Annotated in this window: 22 protein-coding genes and 1 tRNA gene; 4 read left to right on the top strand and 19 right to left on the bottom strand. The window is 38.9% G+C overall.

The genetic code is table 11. The features are described 5' to 3' along the window. Positions 1-329: 329 nt before the first annotated feature. Together AC6JAD_RS16640 and AC6JAD_RS16635 are read right to left on the bottom strand one after the other, a co-directional pair. Positions 330-1,049, bottom strand: coding sequence for an SOS response-associated peptidase (locus AC6JAD_RS16640; RefSeq protein WP_461303825.1), 720 nt, complete (start codon positions 1,047-1,049; stop codon positions 330-332). Positions 1,050-1,082: 33 nt separating this feature from the next. After that, complete coding sequence (locus AC6JAD_RS16635) at positions 1,083-1,346, bottom strand: hypothetical protein (RefSeq protein WP_461303826.1); 264 nt, start codon at positions 1,344-1,346, stop codon at positions 1,083-1,085. A gap of 164 nt (positions 1,347-1,510) precedes the next feature. Between AC6JAD_RS16635 and AC6JAD_RS16630 the strand changes: the two genes are divergently transcribed. Continuing rightward, entirely contained in the window at positions 1,511-2,740 is a 1,230-nt protein-coding gene (locus AC6JAD_RS16630; protein ID WP_461303827.1) for a hypothetical protein, read from the top strand. Between the two features lie 299 nt (positions 2,741-3,039). On the opposite strand, the gene AC6JAD_RS16625 is transcribed toward AC6JAD_RS16630, so the two are convergent. The 4 genes from AC6JAD_RS16625 to AC6JAD_RS16610 form a co-directional block, all read right to left on the bottom strand. Further along, on the bottom strand, positions 3,040-3,366 hold the full coding sequence (locus AC6JAD_RS16625) for a hypothetical protein (protein WP_461303828.1): 327 nt from the start codon (positions 3,364-3,366) through the stop codon (positions 3,040-3,042). Positions 3,367-3,378: 12 nt separating this feature from the next. Beyond that, positions 3,379-3,678 carry a helix-turn-helix domain-containing protein gene (locus tag AC6JAD_RS16620; RefSeq protein ID WP_461303829.1) on the bottom strand — a complete coding sequence of 100 codons (300 nt, stop codon included), beginning with the start codon at positions 3,676-3,678 and terminating at the stop codon, positions 3,379-3,381. 975 nt (positions 3,679-4,653) lie between these two features. Then, positions 4,654-4,738 (bottom strand) — tRNA-Ser (locus tag AC6JAD_RS16615). Between the two features lie 60 nt (positions 4,739-4,798). After that, on the bottom strand, positions 4,799-5,188 hold the full coding sequence (locus AC6JAD_RS16610) for an acyl-CoA thioesterase (RefSeq protein WP_461303830.1): 390 nt from the start codon (positions 5,186-5,188) through the stop codon (positions 4,799-4,801). Positions 5,189-5,285: 97 nt separating this feature from the next. On the opposite strand from AC6JAD_RS16610, the gene AC6JAD_RS16605 reads away from it, so the two are divergent. Next, positions 5,286-5,924, top strand: coding sequence for an NAD(P)H-dependent oxidoreductase (locus tag AC6JAD_RS16605; RefSeq protein ID WP_461303831.1), 639 nt, complete (start codon positions 5,286-5,288; stop codon positions 5,922-5,924). A gap of 204 nt (positions 5,925-6,128) precedes the next feature. Here AC6JAD_RS16605 and AC6JAD_RS16600 read toward each other — a convergent pair whose 3' ends face one another. The 7 genes from AC6JAD_RS16600 to AC6JAD_RS16570 all read right to left on the bottom strand — a co-directional run bounded on the left by AC6JAD_RS16600 (position 6,129) and on the right by AC6JAD_RS16570 (position 10,286). After that, entirely contained in the window at positions 6,129-6,659 is a 531-nt protein-coding gene (locus AC6JAD_RS16600; protein ID WP_461303832.1) for a GNAT family N-acetyltransferase, read from the bottom strand. A gap of 93 nt (positions 6,660-6,752) precedes the next feature. After that, on the bottom strand, positions 6,753-7,283 hold the full coding sequence (locus AC6JAD_RS16595) for a DUF5655 domain-containing protein (protein WP_461303833.1): 531 nt from the start codon (positions 7,281-7,283) through the stop codon (positions 6,753-6,755). A gap of 10 nt (positions 7,284-7,293) precedes the next feature. Then, a complete protein-coding gene (locus AC6JAD_RS16590) occupies positions 7,294-7,704 on the bottom strand; it encodes a DUF1761 domain-containing protein (RefSeq protein WP_461303834.1) in 411 nt (136 codons plus the stop codon). A gap of 63 nt (positions 7,705-7,767) precedes the next feature. Further along, positions 7,768-8,598, bottom strand: coding sequence for a DUF6597 domain-containing transcriptional factor (locus tag AC6JAD_RS16585; protein ID WP_461303835.1), 831 nt, complete (start codon positions 8,596-8,598; stop codon positions 7,768-7,770). Next, positions 8,595-9,203, bottom strand: a complete 609-nt coding sequence (locus tag AC6JAD_RS16580) for a methyltransferase domain-containing protein (protein WP_461303836.1) — start codon at positions 9,201-9,203, stop codon at positions 8,595-8,597. The genes AC6JAD_RS16585 and AC6JAD_RS16580 overlap by 4 nt, the downstream gene beginning before the upstream one ends. 51 nt (positions 9,204-9,254) lie before the next feature. Beyond that, on the bottom strand, positions 9,255-9,737 hold the full coding sequence (locus AC6JAD_RS16575; RefSeq protein WP_461303837.1) for a hypothetical protein: 483 nt from the start codon (positions 9,735-9,737) through the stop codon (positions 9,255-9,257). A gap of 12 nt (positions 9,738-9,749) precedes the next feature. Then, positions 9,750-10,286, bottom strand: coding sequence for a hypothetical protein (locus tag AC6JAD_RS16570; RefSeq protein WP_461303838.1), 537 nt, complete (start codon positions 10,284-10,286; stop codon positions 9,750-9,752). Positions 10,287-10,445: 159 nt separating this feature from the next. Here AC6JAD_RS16570 and AC6JAD_RS16565 point away from each other — a divergent pair, with 159 nt between their 5' ends. After that, positions 10,446-11,657, top strand: coding sequence for a DegT/DnrJ/EryC1/StrS family aminotransferase (locus AC6JAD_RS16565; protein ID WP_461304011.1), 1,212 nt, complete (start codon positions 10,446-10,448; stop codon positions 11,655-11,657). Here the strand turns inward: AC6JAD_RS16565 and ribB are convergent. From ribB to AC6JAD_RS16535, 6 genes are all read right to left on the bottom strand, one after another. Further along, complete coding sequence (ribB, locus tag AC6JAD_RS16560; RefSeq protein ID WP_461303839.1) at positions 11,635-12,783, bottom strand: 3,4-dihydroxy-2-butanone-4-phosphate synthase; 1,149 nt, start codon at positions 12,781-12,783, stop codon at positions 11,635-11,637. The two genes, AC6JAD_RS16565 and ribB, sit on opposite strands and share 23 nt — an antisense overlap. A 66-nt stretch (positions 12,784-12,849) precedes the next feature. Beyond that, positions 12,850-14,844, bottom strand: a complete 1,995-nt coding sequence (locus AC6JAD_RS16555; protein ID WP_461303840.1) for an LptF/LptG family permease — start codon at positions 14,842-14,844, stop codon at positions 12,850-12,852. 12 nt (positions 14,845-14,856) lie between these two features. Then, entirely contained in the window at positions 14,857-15,498 is a 642-nt protein-coding gene (gene lolA1, locus AC6JAD_RS16550) for an outer membrane lipoprotein periplasmic chaperone LolA1 (protein ID WP_461303841.1), read from the bottom strand. A gap of 1 nt (position 15,499) precedes the next feature. Further along, the gene (locus tag AC6JAD_RS16545; RefSeq protein WP_461303842.1) at positions 15,500-17,896 is read right to left on the bottom strand and encodes an FtsK/SpoIIIE family DNA translocase; all 2,397 of its coding nucleotides are present in this window, start codon (positions 17,894-17,896) and stop codon (positions 15,500-15,502) included. Positions 17,897-17,967: 71 nt separating this feature from the next. Then, on the bottom strand, positions 17,968-18,330 hold the full coding sequence (locus AC6JAD_RS16540) for a diacylglycerol kinase (protein ID WP_461303843.1): 363 nt from the start codon (positions 18,328-18,330) through the stop codon (positions 17,968-17,970). A gap of 130 nt (positions 18,331-18,460) precedes the next feature. After that, positions 18,461-20,143 (bottom strand): MFS transporter, encoded by a 1,683-nt coding sequence (locus tag AC6JAD_RS16535; protein WP_461303844.1) that lies wholly within the window; start codon positions 20,141-20,143, stop codon positions 18,461-18,463. Positions 20,144-20,292: 149 nt separating this feature from the next. On the opposite strand from AC6JAD_RS16535, the gene AC6JAD_RS16530 reads away from it, so the two are divergent. Further along, positions 20,293-20,805, top strand: coding sequence for an RNA polymerase sigma factor (locus AC6JAD_RS16530; RefSeq protein ID WP_461303845.1), 513 nt, complete (start codon positions 20,293-20,295; stop codon positions 20,803-20,805). Positions 20,806-20,823: the final 18 nt, after the last annotated feature.

The following is a 20,823-nucleotide window of genomic DNA, read 5'->3' as shown; positions in this document are numbered from 1 at the left end:
TCGAACTCTAAAGGCTCGTCAAAATCCTTCCTTGCAAGAGTCCAGTAACTAGGAAAGTCTTTTCCCTCCATAAAGTTACAAACTTTAGTCAAGGTGGTAAACACTATTCTGAAAAGAGCAACTTCATTTATAAATATTTGTCGTTGGCGCAAATAAAAATATTCTACTATCCCAAAAACAAAGAATTTTATTTAGCTCAGTCCGATAAAATTGGTGGACCTATAATTTCAAAACTTGGTGAACATAAATACAATTACGTTGTATATGATAATATCTTACCTCAATACTTCATTCTTGGGTCATACAGCTATATCATGGCCTTAATTCATTTAAAATAGGGTATCCCTATCTGCCCTTTCAACTATATAAGGCTTGTTTGTATCAATACCCTTTTTATAGAAATCCCGACTTACAGGATAGGCTTCAAACTCCTTAGTAGTGAATGACACCGACATCAGTTCATTAAGTTGCTGGTCGTTGAGGTCGTCCAACCAATCCTCAATAAAAAACTCGTCCAATATAAGGGGCATCCGTTTGCGCTTGTTGTGTACTTCCGCAAAAAACTCATTGGCCTCCGTTGTAAGGATAGTAGCTGTATAAACGCCTTCATCAATCTCGTTATAGATCCCTGCAAAAACAAAGAGATCACTGCCGTTTTCGTACTTTTCTGAAGGAATATGGCAGAAGTATGGTATTGCCAATCCATTCTCATGGTGTGGTTCAAAGAAACCATCTGCAAGGACCAGGCACCTTCTTTTCCTGGCAGCATCTTTATACATGTTTGATGTTAGTAGGGTTTCGGATTTGGCATTAAGGGTGTTATATCTTTTCCTGAATGCAGGTATGTCGTTTATACCCCAATCGGCAACCAGCCCCCAAGAGGCAGGGTATATGCCTTCGGGTTCATCCATTGGTATTATATGGAGGTTACCATAGGTAAAGCCATTTAGGTGGTAGTAAGGTTCGTATTCTAAGGGTTCGATCATTTTAGCATGGTACTCTATTTCTATTTGCTCCCTTTTTTTTCGGTTGGCAGTTGAATAACACATACGGGGGTCATTATATAGTTGCAATATAGTGATTTAGTCAATCTGTGAAAGTTGGATCATTTCGTTAATCAAATCTTCGGGAGACATTCTATTGGTAAGAAAGTCCAATCTTTCATTGAATTTAAAGGCACTAATATTCGTTTTATGCAGTTGCTTCATTTCACGATAATGTGATTTCGCTCCATTAATACATCCTTCCAGATACACAATGTTGAAATAACGGTCCATCTGCTCTTGGTTGAGGTTTGGATAGCCGTGCATGCATTTGTGAACTCCAAAGTATTTCGAATAGGTCATCGAGGGGTCGTTTCTAAAATTGGAATAATTCCAAAAATAGGAATTATTCCTAAGTTTAAAATAATTTTTATAATTATTCGGAACTTTATGTTTAAGCCCTATAAAGAAATTATTAACTTAGTATAATACATCTAGGCAATCCCCAGCTTCAAATACCAAAAACAATGACTCATAAGGAGTATCGTACTTTGCTGGAGTTAGACAAGAAGGATTGGATCGAAACATTAGAAAGTGGAGAAACTAATTGGGATGCCGAAAAAGTTAAACACTTCTGGTCAGTTGTATCAAAAAATGCACCTAAAAATGGTAACTATTTCTTTTTTGATTCCTTTTTCCCAATAGGAGCTGAAACTATTGCTCAACTTACTAGAAAATTTATTGGCACAAAAAACACAAGGGATCTTATATTTGTCGATTGCAAATTCCAGGGCAAGATTGGATTCATTGATTTTAATGTATCTAATAAATTATCTTTTGTTAACTGTTTTTTTCAAGACAATTTGATTTTTAATAACCTAACCATTGGTGTTGAGTTAACTTTTTTAGGGTGTGAATTTAATGGATCTGTGGAATTTGAAAGATTAGCATCTACTGAATTAACATTCAATTCTTGTTGCTTTCATGAAAATTTATTTATAACATCAATTATTGTTGATGATTTTAAACTATTGAACAGTTCAATAAAGTATATTTTTCGGGTAACAGGAAATATATTCACAGACAGATTCTTACTAAAATACATCAATCAGAAAGCATTTTTAGACGATGTGTTTCCTGGGTATGTTCACCCTCCTGTCCTTACTTTTTCCGGCAATACAATACCCGAGAACAATAAAGTCTTTCGGATTAATATGAGAGAAACTAGATTTTCAGATGTAAATCTTGCTAAAATGAATTTCGAATTATGTGATTGGAGCTTCAAAGGAGCGAGGCTAATGCTCGCTGGGGATAGCCATAATTTAGAAGTTTCTGAATTAAATTACCGTATGCTAAAGAAGAATTTTGATTTTAATAAAGATTGGGAGCTTTCAGGTAGCGCATTTATTAGTGAAATGGAAATGCGAAAGTTAAGATTGTTTGAGCAGAGAAAACTATATCATTGGTTTGTCTATTGGTTCTATGGTTTTTTCGGAGGTTATACGCAGAATTTAGCTAGACCGATAATAAGTATTATTGGTTTAACGTTGATTTGCTCAATTGCATACTTTTTTATTGACAACAATTTAATTAATGCTATTGAAAGAGGGCTTAAGGGATCACTACCATATATCAAGATTCATCAAGAAAATCCATACCCTGGTTATTGGCTATTACTAAAGAACATCCAGTTAGTCTTAGGGGGGACATTTTTGGCGTTTTTTATTTTAGCACTTCGTAAAAGGTTCAAACAATAATTACGGAAACGGAATAAGCAAAAGTTGAGAGGCTGGAGATTGAAATAAGACTCTAAGGAAAAGGCTAAAAGGAATTGAAAATCGGAGGTAAACCGCAAGAATAGACGAGCCTGATTGGTTCGAAGAACGGTTACATAATTGAGATTTTCCAAAGATTATGAGTTGATGATCGCAGAATTACACGAACGTTGCGAAAACAATATATACGAGGAATCAAATTCATATTCATGGGGGCCGGAATATATGTTTGTGCGAAGGATTGAAATTTAGGATTATGATATTTAAACTAAAGAATTGGGCTAATTTAATCTTTCAAGCTGATTCCATTTCTTTCGGTCAAATTTTCTACCCGCTAAAACGAATAATCTTCGGTATTCCTTTTCCGAGAGATTTAGCGGTTTGTTGGTATTAGCCATTTCTTCAATTTCACCATTAATCAACCCTTTAAACAAGTGCATGGCAAAGCCATTAATCTCAAAGGGTTCATTCAGTAAGGCCGTACGTATTTTTTCAAGTGAATCGACATGTTTGCCGCTGGTAAGGTTTTCACCGACATACTTACTTTTTCTTATCAACACAGCCTTTATCAATAAGTTTTTTTCATTATTTGTAAGGGATACTTTCATAGGGAATCAGGCTTAATAATCAGAGATTAATTTAATCAATTTGTTTAAATCGGTTATGTTTTTTACCGGATAAATGTTGCCATCAAATTCAATGAAACCATTTATGCGTTTGTGCTCTTCTGTTGATTTGAATAACTCCTTAACCTCAACGTCCAATGCATTGGCAATCTTTGCTAAAGTCACAAAATTTGGTGTTTGCTTCCCGGCTGCTATTCTAGCAATACTAGTTTTAGTAAGGCCTACAATTTCACCAAGCTCCTTGTAACCAATACCCTTGTTCTTGATACACTCTTTTATGTTTAAATATTCCATTATTTGGGTTTAATGATTTAAAGTTAATGATTACATACTATGTATACAAATATAAAATAAGTAACAAAATAATTGCTTTATAATAACATAATATGTATATTTGATAAACCAAAAATACATTATATGACAACTTCAGTATTGAATCAATTTACAATAATGAACTTTAGTCGAAGACAAGTTCAGAGTGTTTTATTAAAAAAAAGGGACATGAGTTCAGAACGCAATAATAATTCGAGTATGGAAATACTTGCAAAACAGGAGACGGAAAAGAAAGCTCTAATCGAGTCTATAGAATCGAAGTTAAAGGGGGCTTTTGGCAAAGTCCCGGACACGATCAAAATTAATTGAGACCTGTGGCAACTGGCATATAAGTGCCGAAAATTCATTTTACTTATGCAAATTCTGTGCAAATAGAAAAAGGCTTAAAAAGATCAAATCTTCTTAAGCCTTATTAATTCTAGTGACCTCGGCAGGATTCAAACCTGCAACTTTCTGAGCCGCAATCAGAAGATTATAATATCATCTTATCTACCTTTATGTACTTATAACCTAATAATTAAAGGTTTCATAAAACTATACTTATCGTTAATATTGGTTTATTTATAGTTATTTTGGGCAAATTAGATTGATGGATTACAAATTATCCCTATTCCTGGATCAAAGAAGGAAATTAATAAATGGTGAGTTTCCGGTTAAGTTGATAGTGTGTCCCACCAAACAGGGAAAGGCAAAACTAACCAACAATGCATAAAATGAAAAGAGGGTGACCAATAAGACCACCCTCTTTTTTTTGTTCAAATGATTACACAGGCAACGTGTAAGCAGTTACAAAGATAGTTAATTAATTGAATGAACTTATGTAATCTAAAAAACCGAAATTATATAAAAAACAACCCTACCGTACATTAATCGTACAAAATACGAATACAAAAAACCGTAAATACTTAATTAATAAGTAATTACGGTTTTATATTGCGGAGAAAGAGGGATTCGAACCCCCGGAGGTGTGACCCTCAACAGTTTTCAAGACTGCCGCATTCGACCACTCTGCCATTTCTCCTTTAGCGGATGCAAATATACGAGGCTTTTTCTTTATCTAAAAACAAAATTTTAAGAAATACTAGGCGACGATGGCAATCGGTTTTTTATCGTCCCCCACAGCCACAAAGGTGAAGAATCCCGTTACGGCCTTATCCCTTGCATCGCTATACATGTCTTCCATAAAAATATCCACTTTTACCACACAGCTGGTCCGTCCTACTCTGTCTACCCGCGCTACCAATTCCACAATGGTCCCTTGGGGTATGGGCGTGGTAAAGTCTATTTTCTCCGTAGAGACCGTCACTACTTTTTTTCGGCTAAAGCGGGTGGCGCAGATAAAGGAGGCCTCATCCATCATATGCAGGGCCGTACCCCCAAAGAGCGTATCGTAATGGTTAGTGGTATTGGGGAATACTGCTTTATAGATGCGTGTTTCACTGTTTTCAATTCTATCTTCTATATTAGACATAGTCTTTATTGTTTGTGCTATTAGAATATTCGATGGTTTTTTGAAAAACCCTCATTTTCGATGCGTATTTTTGCACCATAAAGTTAAGCGAATTACCATGGCTTCAGATATTATTGAAAAATTAAAATGGCGCTACGCCTGTAAAAAGTTCGATCCTTCCAAAAAACTAACGGAAGCTCAGATACAAACCCTTAAAGATGCGTTCAATTTAACGGCTACGTCCTACGGACTGCAACCCCTAAAAATGTTGGTGATTTCCAATCCGGATATCAAACAACAATTGGTGCCCTTGTCCATGGATCAGTTACAGGTTAGGGATGCCTCTCATGTTTTGGTGCTGTGCAAGGAACATGGTATTTCGCCCGAGTATATTAAAGGGCATTTTAATAGGGTAGAGGACATCCGTAATACGCCCCGCGAGATCTTGGATCCGTTTCAAGAGTATTTGTTGAGCTCTTTTGCCGAAAAGAAGCAGGAAGAGATTTCCCTATGGATGGCCAAACAGGCGTATTTGGCATTGGGTAATTTATTAACTGTCTGTGCACTGGAAGGTATTGATGCTTGCCCTATGGAAGGTTTTGAACCTTCTAAATATGATGAACTTCTTGGACTTACCGATAAAGGGCTTTCTTCTGTGCTTGTATTGCCCGTGGGCTATAGGGCCGAGGATGACCTGTTCTCCGAACTCAAAAAAGTAAGACGTGGGGTAGAGGAAGTAATTATAGAATTCGATTAATTCACAATTATTCCTGGGCTTCTTCTATAAGGCTCCAGGTACTCCGAGTCTTCTTGTACAACCCGTTCCATACAGGCCAGTGGGGATTCTGAAGTTTCTTGCACGGTTTGATCCTCTGTTTTGTTTTTGCATGAAATTGAAAACAAAAAGAGAGTCAGTATTAAGAAAAAAAAATATCTTGAAATTCATATTGTAAACCCTAGGTTACAACTTTTCAAATCCTTGTCGTGTTAAACGCCACTGATTCACTTCTTGAAGGAAGTTAATGGATCCGGGGATGGTTTCGTAGGTCTTAATAAATTCGAATCCCAACTTCGCTAAGGTTTTATTGGGTGCAGGATTTAATGCATAGGGCTCACAATACAATTCTTCCAATTCGTAGTGGTTGAAATAATAGGGAAGCGATCTTTTTACCAGTTCTAATCCCAAGCCCCTTTTTCGGTTCTTTGAGTCCCAGAGATGCAAATGCATTTGTGCTTTCTTTCCGAATTCAATTTGATTTATATTTGTGTGTCCAGAAGCCATCCCATCTATTTCCCAGATTAAGGCATACGATTTTTTGTCCTTGTAGTGTGCACCTATTTGTTCTGCAAACATTTCCTCTAAAACATCGCGGGAGGGCACTTTGCTTAAATCTACACCCATACCCACAAGAAAGTCATCATCCGATTCCAGCCAGTAATTCACGAGGCTGGGAATGTCCTTTAACGCTATTTCCCTGACATTGATTTGCATTATACCATGACAAAAAAGACCCCTCGATTAAGAGTGGTCTTCCAAAGTTACTGTTTTTTGAAGTCTACAAAAACAAACTAGGCCTTGAGTATGTTAATTTGCTCTATCGTACGCTTCCCGTATCCATTCCATGAGCTCAGTATCTATGTCGTGAATGGTTTCCAATCGTACCCTGTGGGTGCACATGGATCCGAATGACCCTGAATTTTCAAGACGGTCCGTAATTTCCTTACCTTTTAGCTTCAATCCCAAATCGATCCGGGTTTTGGTGACGGGCTTTATCAAGACGAATTGTTTTTTTCTAATAAAACTCACACTGTCTTTTTTGGGTGTAACCGTGATATCGCTCCCGAAAGTGCTGATCTTAATGTGAAGCGCTTCATATATAGGTTTTAAGTGCTCTTTCCCTACGTATTGACTCGTTAATAGATCTGTGTCGTCTATGGATTCGGCGTCTGCCTTGCGTGCTTTTAAGGATACGAAATTCGCATATCCAAACGTAAAATCATGTTCCGATTTTAAAAAATCGATGATGGCTTTGTGCTTTTCGATTTTTGAAGCCTTTACCACCTTAATCCAATGGCTCAGTGGCTTTCCTGTTTTTTCAAGTAGTCCTTTTTCCATGCTTTTCTATTTACCAGGCACCTAAAACAATACCCATTACCGTTAATGCAACAATGCAATAACCTGCATTGATAAGATAGGCCTTGAGCGATTTCATTTCGAACAAATATAGAATCCCCAATAACATAGCCACCCAACCAAAACCTGCAAAAAATCCAGCACTGGCACCAAATGCTAAGTCCGCTTCAGGACCTATGAACATTTCTAATATCAAGGCCGCAATAAAAGCCAGAAGTAAAGAGAGACCAAAGGTTTTTGGGATACTTCGTTTCTTTAAATCCTCCTCCGTAAAACCGAATTCGGTCATCCAGGCTCTTCCAAAAACAGGGCCATACCATATTCCGCCAATTAAAAAGGAGGATACCGCGGCGATAATTACCGATATCCATTTAATGTTTCCAAATGCTGCTGCTAAATCCATGCGTATAGTTTTATAATTACAGCACAATACTACAGCTTAGGGAATTTTTGGGATAGTAAAAAATTAACCTTCCCTGTCCAAAGGAAAGAAATTGGGTTCGTCATTATGAAAATCGTTCTGAATAAATTTTTGGGGATTGAGTCCTGAAAAGTGTTTGAATTCCTTGATAAAATGAGACTGATCGGCATATTCGCATTGATATGCAATTTGAGACCATTCAATTTGTTCAGATTTATGGATATGCTGTAGGATTTCATTGAACCTTAAGATGCGCTGGTAGTATTTTGGAGTGAGTCCTATGTACTTTTTGAACTGATCGATCAAATGTTTTTGGGTTTTGGAGTAGTTTTCAATAATGCGATGGTAGTTTGCTATGGATTCGGATTGCAATTCCTTTACTACGCCCAGTAATTCCTCTGGCGGTGTTTGGTCCTGTGAAAATCGATGATGTAACCAATTTTCGGCCGCTTGAAACTTTTCTTCCGAAGTTTCCTTAGTTAAAATTTCTTCCCTTAATTGAAGCAGTTCATTTCCAAATAACTCATCCGAAGGTAGAATACGATCGTTCAATTGATGAATAGGGAAATGGAAGAATGGATATGCCCCAAACGGTTTAAACTGAATCACGAACATCTCCGAATTCTGATGGGCCGAAATAGAGATGTAGTTTTTATGCATCCCCGACACCCATACTTTGGTAAATTCCCTATTGGGCTTTAGGGTATCATTGTTAAAAGTATTACGCACGAAACCGTCGAGTTCGAAAATAATAAAGATATGCCCAGTGGGAATGACCCGTTCGATGGAATGATCGGGAATAAAACCCTTGAAATGAAAAATAGCTTCAATGTAATTGGCAAGATGGCCTTGTAATGGATGGGTTTCGAATGTCATAGGTCTTGCTTCCTTTTTTTCAATATACCAAAAAGTTCTTGCCCCATTCTATCGGAGACCGAATTATAAGCTCTTTCTAGTACCGTTATTTCATAATGAGTTGAGAATAATGCCATGTATTCCTCTTTGGATCCTCCAAAAGGCCTTTTCGTCATATCGTCGGTTAGGGGAATATCGAACCACACGCCAACCAATTTGCCATTGTCGGAGAGTAATTCGTGCGTTTTGGCTACATATTTTTCACGGATACCATGTATTGGAGGGAAGGAACAGAAAAAGGTTTGTTCTATGATGAGATCGAATTCATCCCGCATCTCGAAGAAGTCACCTTCTATAATTTGATCTTTGGGAAAACTGGGTACCCTTTTTTCAAAACTACGCAATGGCAAAGGGGATATATCAATAATGTATACGTTGCTAAAGCCTGAGCGATATAAATATTCTGCTTCGTAGGCATTGCCAGCTCCCGGAATCAGTATCTTTTGTTGTTTGTCCTGCAATTGGTCCACATATTCCTTAATGGGACGTGAAATACCTCCCAAATCCCAACCTGTGGAATTATCGATATAGCGTTGGGACCAGTAAAGTTCGTTATCATTACTCATAGTTTCGAAACTAACACTTTAGGGACCTTAGAAGGGCCATTTTCATAACATTTATTTTTCTATACCATTCGTTGAAGCGATGATTTCGACATTCCTCCAATTGGCCTCAATGATTCTCATTCTATTTTTTATGGCAGTACTATCAGGGCTTTGTTCTAATTCTTTCAATAGTTCACGCATAGAACCCCGCATTTCAGGATATTTTTCTACAATGGGAATAAGGGATTTCCACGAGGTCACGTATTGCTTGAATGTAACCTTGAAAGGCATGGGACAGGAGGGAAGCCTTTCAATTTTCTCCAATTCATTTATATAGCTGGAAATAGCCACACTTAAAGGGGCTTTGGTCGTTCTATTACCATAAATTGCATATAGCATGGCTTTTGCCTGTAATGCACCATGAATACAGGCTTGAGGCTTGTCCATCCTTTCGGGCTGGAGCTCCTTAGGAACTGGGTTTTCACACTTTTTTATGGCCGTAATAACTGCAAAAAACAATACAATAATTTTTATGGCTACTACAAAATCCTTCATCAGATTATAGAATTAGTGCTTGAATTCATAGGTTACCCAGTCAATCTCCCAATTAATTTTACAGTCAAAATTATATGAGCCATTTAGGGAATTGGTGCTAAAAGTTATGAGTGAATGGTCTCCAGTTCCAACAGGCTTGCAATCATCGAAATATTCAATTGTCTTAGAGAGATTTACGAGCAAGGAATCATAACTTCTTGGACTTAATTGCCTCTTCAATTCTTTATTTAATAGTGTCTCGGCATTTTTACGGAACCAGGAATCAATCAAGGAAGGTTCCATTAAGACTTTATCATGATCGATTAAGATTTCCGTCATGCTTTCAATGAGAAATAAATCAAAATCGTACTCTGTCTTGCAGATTATCATCTTTTGCATATTGCCACCAAAGCAAGAACCTTTCCATAAATCAATCCATAGCGTGTCTCCTAATTGCAAATTCTTTAAGGTATTTAAGGGGAAGGTTCTTTTTTCTGGAAAATCATTGGATGGAGAATACCCAAATGACACAAAAACAAATAATATAATGATGTATAAAATCCTTTTCAAAGCGAATGCGAAATTGCTAAGAAGCAATATACCTAAATTATATATATAGAAGCTATTCATGATTCATTTGAAAAGAAAACGCTTTGCTTGCTCGCAACGCAACCCTTATCTTTGCCAAACGTCTACATGGCGCTACCTAACCTAAAAATAAAGATTGCTATGCCAGGATTTGAAGCTTTTGGAGAAGAAGAAAAGAAACATGTAAACGACGTATTGGAAAGTGGCGTACTTATGCGCTACGGATTCGATGGAATGCGAAACGGACATTGGAAAGCCAAGGAGTTCGAAGCAGCCTTTGCCAAACGTATGCAGGCCCAATACTGTCAGTTGGTTTCCAGTGGGACATCGGCACTTACTGTAGCATTGGCTTCGGCCGGGGTTGGAGCAGGGGACGAGGTTATCATGCCTACATTTACCTTTGTGGCAAGCTTTGAGTCTATAATGATACTGGGAGCAGTTCCCGTTTTAGTAGATATAGATGACACCCTTACACTAAGCCCAGAGGCGGTAGAAGCTGCCATTACAGATAAGACCCGATGCGTAATGCCTGTTCACATGTGCGGATCCATGGCAGATCTAGATGCCTTACAGGACATTTGCACAAGACACAACTTAATTCTTTTAGAAGATGCCTGCCAAGCCATTGGGGGTACATACAGAGGCAAGCCATTAGGGAGTTATGGTGATTTGGGATGTTTTTCATTCGATTTTGTAAAGACGATTACTTGTGGTGAAGGAGGGGCTGTGATAATGAACAATGAACAATACTCGATTAAAGCTGATCAGTTTCAAGACCATGGGCACGACCATATTGGGAATGACCGTGGTGCGGAAACCCATCCAACCTTGGGTTATAATTTTAGGATCTCAGAACTTCATGCGGCTGTGGGTCTTGGGCAACTAAGCAAGCTGGATACCTTTCTGGCCAAGCAAAAGGAACATTATACGATTATGCGCAATGCCCTTGCCAATATAAACGGTGTAACGTTTAGAAGAGTGCCGGAAGGAGGGGAAGAGAACTATTCTTTTTTGAATTTTTTCCTACCTACGACCGAACTTACCCAAAAAGCACACAAAGCATTGACCGAAGCCGGAGTGGAGGCCTGTTTTTATTGGTATACGAATAATTGGCACTATATCAATGGGTGGGAGCATTTGCGAAACCTAACGGCATTGGGGCGTGTACCTTCCGAAATTCGCAACCAGATTCAAGATTTGAATTCGGCAGATTTTTCGGCAAGTGACGCGTGGATGGGAAGAACCATTTCCGCTTTAGTAAAAATTGGATGGACCGCCGAGGAAGTACAACAGCGTGCTTCAACTATGGCGCAGGTTATTTCAGAAGTTCTTAAAAAGGAATATAGTCTGTAATTTCTAGGCCGTACCCAATCATACCTACACGTTTTCCCTGTTCCCTGTTGGAAATTAACCGTATTTTACGGATGTTGAGGTCGTGAAGGATTTGTGCACCAATCCCGAAGTCTTTATTGTCCATTTCAATCCGAGGTGCCTTTACGATTTTTTGCCCATCCTGCAGTTCTCTTAATTGCGACAGACGATTTAACAGGTTCAAGGATTGGCTCTGCTGATTTATAAAAACGATCGCTCCTTTTTCATTCGAGTTAATGGCCTGAAACATATTATCCAACTTCTTGTCGGCATTGTTGGTAAGGGTTCCTAGAATATCATTGTTAACCAATGTTGAATTCACCCTAACAGGAACGGCTTCATCACTTGCCCAATTTCCTTTGGTAAGTGCTATATGAACTTGATCATTGGTCGTTTGCTTGTAGGCACGAAGTCGGAACGTACCGAATTTGGTTTCAATATCGAAATCTTCCTTTTTTTCAATCAAGGAGTCGTGTTCCATTCTATAGGCCACTAGGTCTTCAATGGAAATGAGTTTAAGATCGAATTTCTTTGCAACCTCTACCAATTGTGGTAATCGTGCCATGGTTCCATCTTCATTAAGTATCTCTACAAGTATTCCTGCGGGTTGCAAACCTGCCAAACGAGCCAGGTCAATAGCAGCTTCTGTGTGGCCTGTTCTGCGAAGTACACCGCCTTCTTTAGCCTTTAACGGAAAAATGTGCCCAGGTCGTCCCAAATCTTCCGCCCTGGTTTTAGAATCTACCAATGCCTGAATGGTCTTGGAGCGGTCATGAACGGAAATACCCGTAGTACAGCCATGCCCAATAAGATCTACCGATACGGTAAACTGTGTATGGTGGAGTACTGTATTGTTTTCTACCATCATATTAAGCTGCAACTCATCGCATCGTTGCTCGGTTAATGGAGCACAAATAAGTCCACGACCATGTGTCGCCATAAAATTGATCATTTCCGGCGTGACCTTTTCGGCAGCAGCAATAAAGTCTCCTTCGTTTTCACGGTTTTCATCATCTACTACGATCACAACCTTTCCAGCCCGAATATCATCGATAGCTTCTTGTATGGTGTTCAATTGAATCGTGGTACTTTTTTCGGTAGAAATCATAATTTCCTTTTAGCAGTTGCAAAGATAGGGAATGTATGTGATTGGACGAATATTTGCAAAAGGTAGTTAACGTATCATTTGCAATTCTTCCTTCATCCGTTTTTTAGTGTAAAAATGAATAAAGACGTATATGAGCAGTCCAAGCAGTAGAATGATTAACCAAATACCCACATCCCGTTTCTTTCCTAAAGCCTCATAGAATTTTGTATTGTTCAATGCGGATCGAATGGCGAAATAATAGAATACAAGAATGAATATAGGGCGTACATACAATAGAACTTCCGCTATACCACCGAATAGATGCAGGTCTATTGCAGCTGCAAGAATTAAAAAAGCAAAACTCAGTAGTGACAATACATAAAAAAGCAATGCTCGTTTCGAATGTTTCTTAAACAGGGTATATTGGGATTCGGCTTCAGAATATTTAGTATTCTCAAAATTGCCAGATACTTTAAGTTGCTCTTCAGTATAACCCTTTTGTTTCAATTCGCGCAACGCAGCTTTACGTACATCTTCTGAATAATTGTATTGCCTGTAATTACGAAGGATGTCCTTTAATTGACTATCTGTTCTAGACAATACCATAGCCTTCTCGTGCTGTGTAAGTATGATGGGCTCTTCAACCTCAATGTGTTCTTCTTCTTTCTTTTTTAAGAACTTAAAACGTTGTAAGAAAGAGTCCATATCGAAAATCCCTTGATCTGTTGTGGCACGATAGGTAAGCCATATGCCTAACGGAAACATGATGAAAGTGCTAAGCCAACTGGCAATGAATGGATGCATGGTGCCATCCTCTGCACTGTTTTTGGCGAATATTCCAATGAAATGATAGGTTAGGAATAATAGCACTGCCACGACCATGGGTAATCCCATACCTCCCTTTCTAATAATGGCCCCTAATGGTGCCCCCACAAAGAACAAAATGATACAGGCAATGGCAAGTGCAAACTTTTCATGAAAGGCAATTTCATGTTTGTTAAGTCGTTTGATCTTCTGTTTGAACTGTTCTTTTTTGGCCTCAACCGATTTTTTCGACCCACGAACATTATCCAATGCCGTCTGCAATACTTTGGTTTTACGGTCATTGGTAAAAATGTCCAATACCTCCGTGATGGTGTCTTTTTGCTCCTTGCGTGCCATGGAATCCTTCTTTTTAGGAAGTCCCATTCGATAATACATGTCTACCGAAAACTGGTTAATGTTATTAGAAAACTCATCGGATAGCTTGTCAATTTCGGTCACCAATTCGCGAGCACTGTACATATTGTGGTTGCTCAACTTGTTGTCTTTGTCTATATCGGCATCATTTAGCTTCGTAAGATCGATATTGATGGTGTACTGTTCGAAATAACTCTTGGCGAAGGGCAAATTACGCTGCTTCACAATATTTTTGAGTTGTACGTCCTCATAATAATTCCCGTCTTTCAATATAAGGGAAAGGGTGTTGGAACCTTCTTCACTGGCCAATTCACCTTCTTTGGCTATTATTACAGTGGAGTTCTTGGCCTTTCGCTTCGGGTTCTTTTGGTGTATGATTACTTCGCGTAAGTACTGTTCTTTATCACCGTATTTCTCAGAAACCTTGATATTAAAGTCATCCCCAATACTACTGAACTGCCCTTCTACAATGGCCATTGAAGGACTTACTTGGGCAATATTCCTCCGGAGGTTTTGCCATTTGTATTCCGAATAGGGTATCACATTATTGGCAAAGAAAAAAGCCAAAAGGGCAAGGCCTACAATAAATATGGTGAGACTGCGCATGGCCCGTTGCAATGAAATACCAGTCGATTTCATTGCGGCAAACTCATATTTTTCCGAAAAATTACCAAAGACCATCAGTGCGCTCACCAAAATGGTAAGCGGAAGCACAAGAGGAATTAATTTGGGAGAGAAATACCAAAGGAATTTCAATATGATCCATACATCCAGATCCTTCCCGGCCAATTCAGAAATATAAAGCCAAATGGTCTGGAGGACAAAAATGAACATTAAAATAATGAAGACGCTAATAAACGTCTTCAAAAATGCCATTAATATGTACCGATCGAGTATTTTCAAACAAACACCTAGTTAGTCCAATCGATTGATGTAATATCCATCTTTTTCGAACTTTTCCTGGTCAAAGGTAAAAAGTGTTTTTGATAATGGCTGATTGGTTTTAAAAGAATTAACAGTAAGCGTATATTTCGTACCATTGGCATCTGTTTGGATAAGGCGATAGATGTGCTTTGTCTGTGCATCTATGCCTAACAGGATATCTTTTATCTCTGCTCCGGAATCAATAGGTGTTAATTTCACATATTGAACCTTTCTTCCCTTTATGGTTTGAGTGATATCCATTTTAGAGGTATATCCCTTTTCGTAAAAGGTCAGTAATTTAGAAGGGGTAATCTCCTTGTCATCTTGGGAGTTATACCCGGAAATAGTCACTTCTTCATCTTCTGGAACGATGGTATAAATGCTCTTTCCATCGAACATGCGCGTAGTACCTAGCATATTGAGCAAATATTGTTCACCTTTTATGGTCACATTACCGCGGGTATCTTGGTTTACGCCCTCTTTTGCATTGTTAAGGTTCCATTTAAAGTCGATAACGATATTGTCGTAGCTCTTTACCTTATTGGATACTTCATCGAGCAATGACTTTGCACTTTGCGCTTGTGCCAAAGAAGCGCAACTTAAAATCATTACCAAAAAAATTAATTTTTTCATCCTAATCGTTGTTTTCGTTGTCTAAAAGTTGGTTTAATGCCTCAATTGTTGGAACGAGGACTTGTCTTGCTTTACTACCTTCGAAAGGTCCTACAACCCCTGCAGCTTCCAATTGATCTATCAATCGACCTGCACGGTTATAACCCAATTTCAGTTTACGCTGCAATAGCGATGCTGAACCTTGCTGAGCGATAACTAGTACCTCAGCGGCGTCACGAAACAAACTATCCCGTTCTTCCACACTTATATCAATAGTTGTGCCACCTTCATCGCTAACATACTCAGGTAGTAAATGGGCATTTGGATATGCCTTTTGAGAACCAATGTATTCGGTGATGTCAGCCACTTCTGGGGTATCCACAAATGCACATTGAATCCTTGTGAGGTCATTACCTTGGGTGTACAACATATCCCCGCGACCAATAAGCTGATCGGCACCCGCTGCATCCAAAATGGTTCGCGAGTCTATTTTACTGGTTACCCTAAAGGCAATACGTGCTGGGAAATTCGCTTTAATAATTCCCGTAATCACGTTTACCGAAGGTCTTTGTGTGGCAATGATAAGGTGAATCCCTATGGCTCTAGCTAACTGGGCAAGCCTAGCGATTGGTGTTTCTACTTCTTTACCGGCGGTCATGATTAAATCGGCAAACTCATCGATGACCAATACGATATAGGGAAGGAATTTGTGCCCGTCATGTGGATTTAGTTTGCGGGCCTTGAATTTGGTATTGTATTCTTTAATATTACGACACATGGCATCCTTAAGCAGATCATAACGCGTATCCATTTCAATGCAAAGGGAGTTCAGGGTATTGATAACTTTATTGGTGTCCGTAATGATAGCTTCTTCGGTATCGGGCAACTTGGCCAAATAATGTCTTTCTATTTTATTGAATAGTGTTAGCTCCACCTTCTTCGGATCGACTAGGACAAATTTTACTTCGGCAGGGTGTTTCTTGTAAAGTAGGGAGGTAAGAATGGCATTCAATCCCACGGACTTTCCTTGCCCCGTTGCTCCCGCCATGAGTAAATGCGGCATTTTGGCGAGATCTACCACAAAGGTTTCATTGCTAATGGTTTTTCCTAGGGTTAGTGGAAGTTCCATTTCAGCATTTTGGAACTTTGGAGATGCCACGGCGGATCGCATGGAAACTATTTGAGGATTTTTGTTGGGAACTTCAATCCCAATGGTTCCCCGTCCCGGTATAGGAGCGATAATACGTATTCCCAATGCGCTAAGGGAAAGCGCAATATCATCTTCAAGGTTTTTAATTTTTGAAATCCGGATTCCTGCCTCTGGAACTATTTCGTAAAGCGTTACCGTGGGCCCTACAGTGGCCTTAATATTTGATATGCCAATCTTATAGTTGCTTAAGGTATCTACAATGCGGTTTTTATTGGCCTCAAGTTCTTCTTGATTAATTGTGATGCCTTGGCCACCACTATAATCCTTTAAAAGTTCAATGGTCGGAAATTTAAAATTCCCCAATTCCAATGTAGGATCGAACTCCCCAAAATCATCAACCAGTTTTTTAGAAAGATTTTCAGTCACTTCTTCCTCTTCGGGAGCAGCTTCTACCTCCATGGCAACTTCGGCTACCTCGGGTTCTTCTTTGGGCTCTTTTACTATCGTTTTTAGAACAGGTTCATCTATGATTTCTTCTTCCTTGGGAGTTGCCACATCCATTTCTATTTCGTCAGACGGAACTACGAGGGTTTCGATTACTTCTTTTTCATAATCCGTTTGCTCAATAGATGCTTCGGTAGTTTCCGAATTTGCAGAACTAAAATCTTCCTGGATTTCCTTTTTTGTCTTCTTCAGGGCCGATGAAACCTTTTCAGGGGTCATTTTAAGACGTATGACCAAATAAATGATGGCAAGGAATGCCATTAGCAAAATAGCGCCTACAAGACCAATGTAGTCCTGTAGGAGGTCATTTATTTCGTATCCTACGGTACCGCTGAAAATAGTCTTCCCCAATCCAAAAAAGCCAAAAAACACAGATAACCAAACGGTCACAAGAATGCCCCAGAACCAAAACTTCAACAGTTGTTTTTTTGTGTAGTCGAAAAAGTAGTATACCCCCGTAAGTCCTATTAAGAAGGCAATGATGAATGCAGAGATCCCAAAGCCTTTACCAATAAAAAATTCGGAAAGATCCCTACCCACAGAGGAGAGCCAGTTTTGTGCTGTCACTTCCCTGTTTAATTCCCCTACGGAACTTTGATCGGCTTGCCATGTAAAAAAATAGGAGACAAAAGAAAACAATAAAGCCAGTCCAAAAAAGAAAAGGGCAGCACCCAAGATAATTTTCTGCTGCCTCGATAGAGTTAGGGATATTTTTTTTCTAGGTGTTTTGGCTGTCCTTTTTTTTGCCGTCTTTTTTTTCGCCATAGTTGGTTGTCGTTACACAAAAGTACAAATTGTAAACGTTCGAATCTATATAAAATTTTGGAGTTTCCCTCCTAGAATTTTGGAATGTAAATAATACAACCAACAATTACAGCAGCAATTGCCGCAAAGAATACAGCGCCAGCCGCCACATCCTTAATGTAGCCAATTTTATTATTGAAATCTGGATGTACAAAGTTGGCGATTTCCTCGGCAGCAGTGTTTAGGCCTTCTATACTCATAACCAAGCCAATGGCAAGGGTTTGAAAAATCCATTCGGAAGTGGATATGTCAAAATAAAACCCGGCAATTGTCATAATAATAGCGATCCCGGCCTGCACTTGAATACTGGCTTCATTTTTCAATAGCATCCATGCTCCTTTCGTAGCATATTTAAAACCGAGCAATCGTTTAAGAAGGAAGGATTTTTTCTTCACTGTAAATTGAAATCTATTTAGGCCGCAAAGGTAGTACATTGTAACCTTCCTAGCCAAAATAAAAGAGGCCGCCCCGAAGGACGGCCTACCAACTTAAACTTAACAACTAACGTAACCTAAAGAGCTAGTCTTAATTGCAGTCAACAATATCATTGGGCGTAAACCCATTACAGAATAAGAAACATTCGTTATACATGGTAATAACCGTTCCGGCAAATTCTACACATAATGGCTCATACGGTTCGGTAATACAATCTACGCAGGGTTCTACAGGATCACAATCCACATAATCCGCTTCGGTGAAGCCGTCACATTCTGCATAACAAGCATTGAAATATGTAATTATAGCTCCGCCAAATTCTACACACACAGGATCGTAAAGATCGTTGCACTCGCATGCGTCCTGACAGGTAGGTGGCTCCCATTCGATTTCCGCACAACAATCTGGGGTATCATTAATACAAACCCTAATATAGTCGTTGTCAAATCCACTAGGCTCAAAAGCAATAGTAAGTGGTAGATCGGATAATGGGAAGAACCCAATTAATTCGTCATTTCTTATATATAGATCAAAGAAATCATTACCAGCATTCTGGTGATCGAAGTCTATCGTAATGACATAACCTCCAGACGGATTACAATCTCCTACATCTACTGAGAGATTGGTGATAGAACATTCGCCACCATCACATGTTGGTGGAATCCAAGTGATTTCCGCACAACAGTTTGGATTATCATTAATACAAACGGTTACTCCACCAACACCGGTTCCATTGGATTCAAATTCAAGTGTAAGCGGTAAACTGGAAAGAGGGTAGTTGCCAATAAAATCACCATTCAAGGCATATACATCGAAGGTGTCATTAGAAGGATTAATTACTTCGAAATTGATAGTTACCGTATATACAGAGCTCGCAGGATCGCATTCACCCACTTCGACAGAAACTTCCGTAATGTCGCACACGTCGGCTGGACAATCCACAAAATCGTTCGGGGTGTATCCCTCGCATAAAGCCAAGCATTCATTGTCGAACTCTATAATATTCCCACTTGCAGTTTCTACACAGACAGGATCTATTTCGGCTGGACATTCACATTCGCTTGGGCATTCCACAAAATCATTGGGGGTAAAGCCTTCGCATAGGGCAATGCATTCATTGGCAAATTCAATAATGGCTCCGCCACTTTCGACGCACACCGGATCGTATTCGTCGGTACATTCACAATCGTTTTGGCATTCTATAAAGTCTTCTTCGGTAAAGCCTTCACATTCTGCATGACATGGGTTTGGGAAGGTTAAGACAACTGGACCTTGAGGTGTTTCTATCTCAACACATACAGGATCAACCTCATCGGTGCAGATGCAAGGATCGAAATCGCAGGTTTCGATTAAAGCAATAAACTCATCTTCATTGTTTATGGTGACCACTTCGGTTTGGTTCGTAGCAGGGTTATACCATATGACATCGAAAGGGAATTCAATCCCAACGATATATAGTTCTGGTGTCGAATTAAGGATTACTGTGATTAATTCCCCTAGATTTTCTACTGTAACGGTAGCCCCATTGTTATAAATGAGGGTTACTGGGTAGACAAATTCAAAACAAAAATCTATGATAAGATTGCCGGTTGGATTGGCTGCTTCGGTTAGTACACCGTTATCATCGAAATGGGTTCTTAACTGGGACAATGCATTTTGTACAGATTCGCTTTCCTGAACATTTTGAGGAGGCGTAATGGCATCGTCATTGGTACAGGAGACAAAAGTCAATGAAAATATACAAATGGTAATAAAGATTCTAAAATACTTCATTTTCATAGGTTTAAGGTTAATAGTAGGTGCGCTTTTTTTCGATCAATCTACCATACGACAACTCAGTTAAAAAAAACCCTACCTAAGAATAAATTTATTTTTTACATAGTTTTGAGCCAATCCCAGCACTAAAAAGTTCCCTGCAATATATGCTCAAAGAACTACAAAAAATATGTAAGCCCGCAGTTTTTGAAACTATTTTCAAAGCGCATGCCCGTGACTTAAAGCAATTTATTTTCTTTAAGACACAGGATTTGGATGTCGCAGAAGATATTCTTCAGGAGTCATTTGTGAAGCTTTGGGAAAATTGTGATAAGGTAAATTACAGTAAGGTAAAAGGATACTTGTTTACATCGGCAAACAACATCTTTATAAATTGGACCAAGCACAGAAAGGTAGTCCGAAATTTTGAGAAAACATCCTTGTCCAGGAATAATCCGGAATCACCAGAATATATTCTATTGGAAAAGGAATTTTTGGTGAAGTTGGAGAATGCAATTGATAGTTTGCCACCCACCCAAAAGGAAGTTTTTTTATTGAGCAGGATGGAGAAGAAAAAATATTCAGAAATAAGCGATCAGTTGGGCATATCGGTAAAGGCAGTAGAGAAACGTATGCATCTTGCATTGAAAACGATGCGGGACAAAATTGGAAAAGTGTAAAAAAGACACACGTAGGTA

It is taken from the genome of Aureisphaera sp. (genome assembly GCF_059726885.1).
Note: the sequence above shows the minus strand (reverse complement) of the source record. Positions and strands in the feature narration are given on the sequence as shown.

Coding starts and splice junctions, on each gene's coding strand:
- AC6JAD_RS16640 (WP_461303825.1), bottom strand. CDS start 1,049: ATGTGTTATTCAACTGCCAACCGAAAAAAAAGGGAGCAAATAGAAATA.
- AC6JAD_RS16635 (WP_461303826.1), bottom strand. CDS start 1,346: ATGACCTATTCGAAATACTTTGGAGTTCACAAATGCATGCACGGCTAT.
- AC6JAD_RS16630 (WP_461303827.1), top strand. CDS start 1,511: ATGACTCATAAGGAGTATCGTACTTTGCTGGAGTTAGACAAGAAGGAT.
- AC6JAD_RS16625 (WP_461303828.1), bottom strand. CDS start 3,366: ATGAAAGTATCCCTTACAAATAATGAAAAAAACTTATTGATAAAGGCT.
- AC6JAD_RS16620 (WP_461303829.1), bottom strand. CDS start 3,678: ATGGAATATTTAAACATAAAAGAGTGTATCAAGAACAAGGGTATTGGT.
- AC6JAD_RS16610 (WP_461303830.1), bottom strand. CDS start 5,188: ATGTCTAATATAGAAGATAGAATTGAAAACAGTGAAACACGCATCTAT.
- AC6JAD_RS16605 (WP_461303831.1), top strand. CDS start 5,286: ATGGCTTCAGATATTATTGAAAAATTAAAATGGCGCTACGCCTGTAAA.
- AC6JAD_RS16600 (WP_461303832.1), bottom strand. CDS start 6,659: ATGCAAATCAATGTCAGGGAAATAGCGTTAAAGGACATTCCCAGCCTC.
- AC6JAD_RS16595 (WP_461303833.1), bottom strand. CDS start 7,283: ATGGAAAAAGGACTACTTGAAAAAACAGGAAAGCCACTGAGCCATTGG.
- AC6JAD_RS16590 (WP_461303834.1), bottom strand. CDS start 7,704: ATGGATTTAGCAGCAGCATTTGGAAACATTAAATGGATATCGGTAATT.
- AC6JAD_RS16585 (WP_461303835.1), bottom strand. CDS start 8,598: ATGACATTCGAAACCCATCCATTACAAGGCCATCTTGCCAATTACATT.
- AC6JAD_RS16580 (WP_461303836.1), bottom strand. CDS start 9,203: ATGAGTAATGATAACGAACTTTACTGGTCCCAACGCTATATCGATAAT.
- AC6JAD_RS16575 (WP_461303837.1), bottom strand. CDS start 9,737: ATGAAGGATTTTGTAGTAGCCATAAAAATTATTGTATTGTTTTTTGCA.
- AC6JAD_RS16565 (WP_461304011.1), top strand. CDS start 10,446: ATGCCAGGATTTGAAGCTTTTGGAGAAGAAGAAAAGAAACATGTAAAC.
- ribB (WP_461303839.1), bottom strand. CDS start 12,783: ATGATTTCTACCGAAAAAAGTACCACGATTCAATTGAACACCATACAA.
- lolA1 (WP_461303841.1), bottom strand. CDS start 15,498: ATGAAAAAATTAATTTTTTTGGTAATGATTTTAAGTTGCGCTTCTTTG.
- AC6JAD_RS16545 (WP_461303842.1), bottom strand. CDS start 17,896: ATGGCGAAAAAAAAGACGGCAAAAAAAAGGACAGCCAAAACACCTAGA.
- AC6JAD_RS16535 (WP_461303844.1), bottom strand. CDS start 20,143: ATGAAGTATTTTAGAATCTTTATTACCATTTGTATATTTTCATTGACT.
- AC6JAD_RS16530 (WP_461303845.1), top strand. CDS start 20,293: ATGCTCAAAGAACTACAAAAAATATGTAAGCCCGCAGTTTTTGAAACT.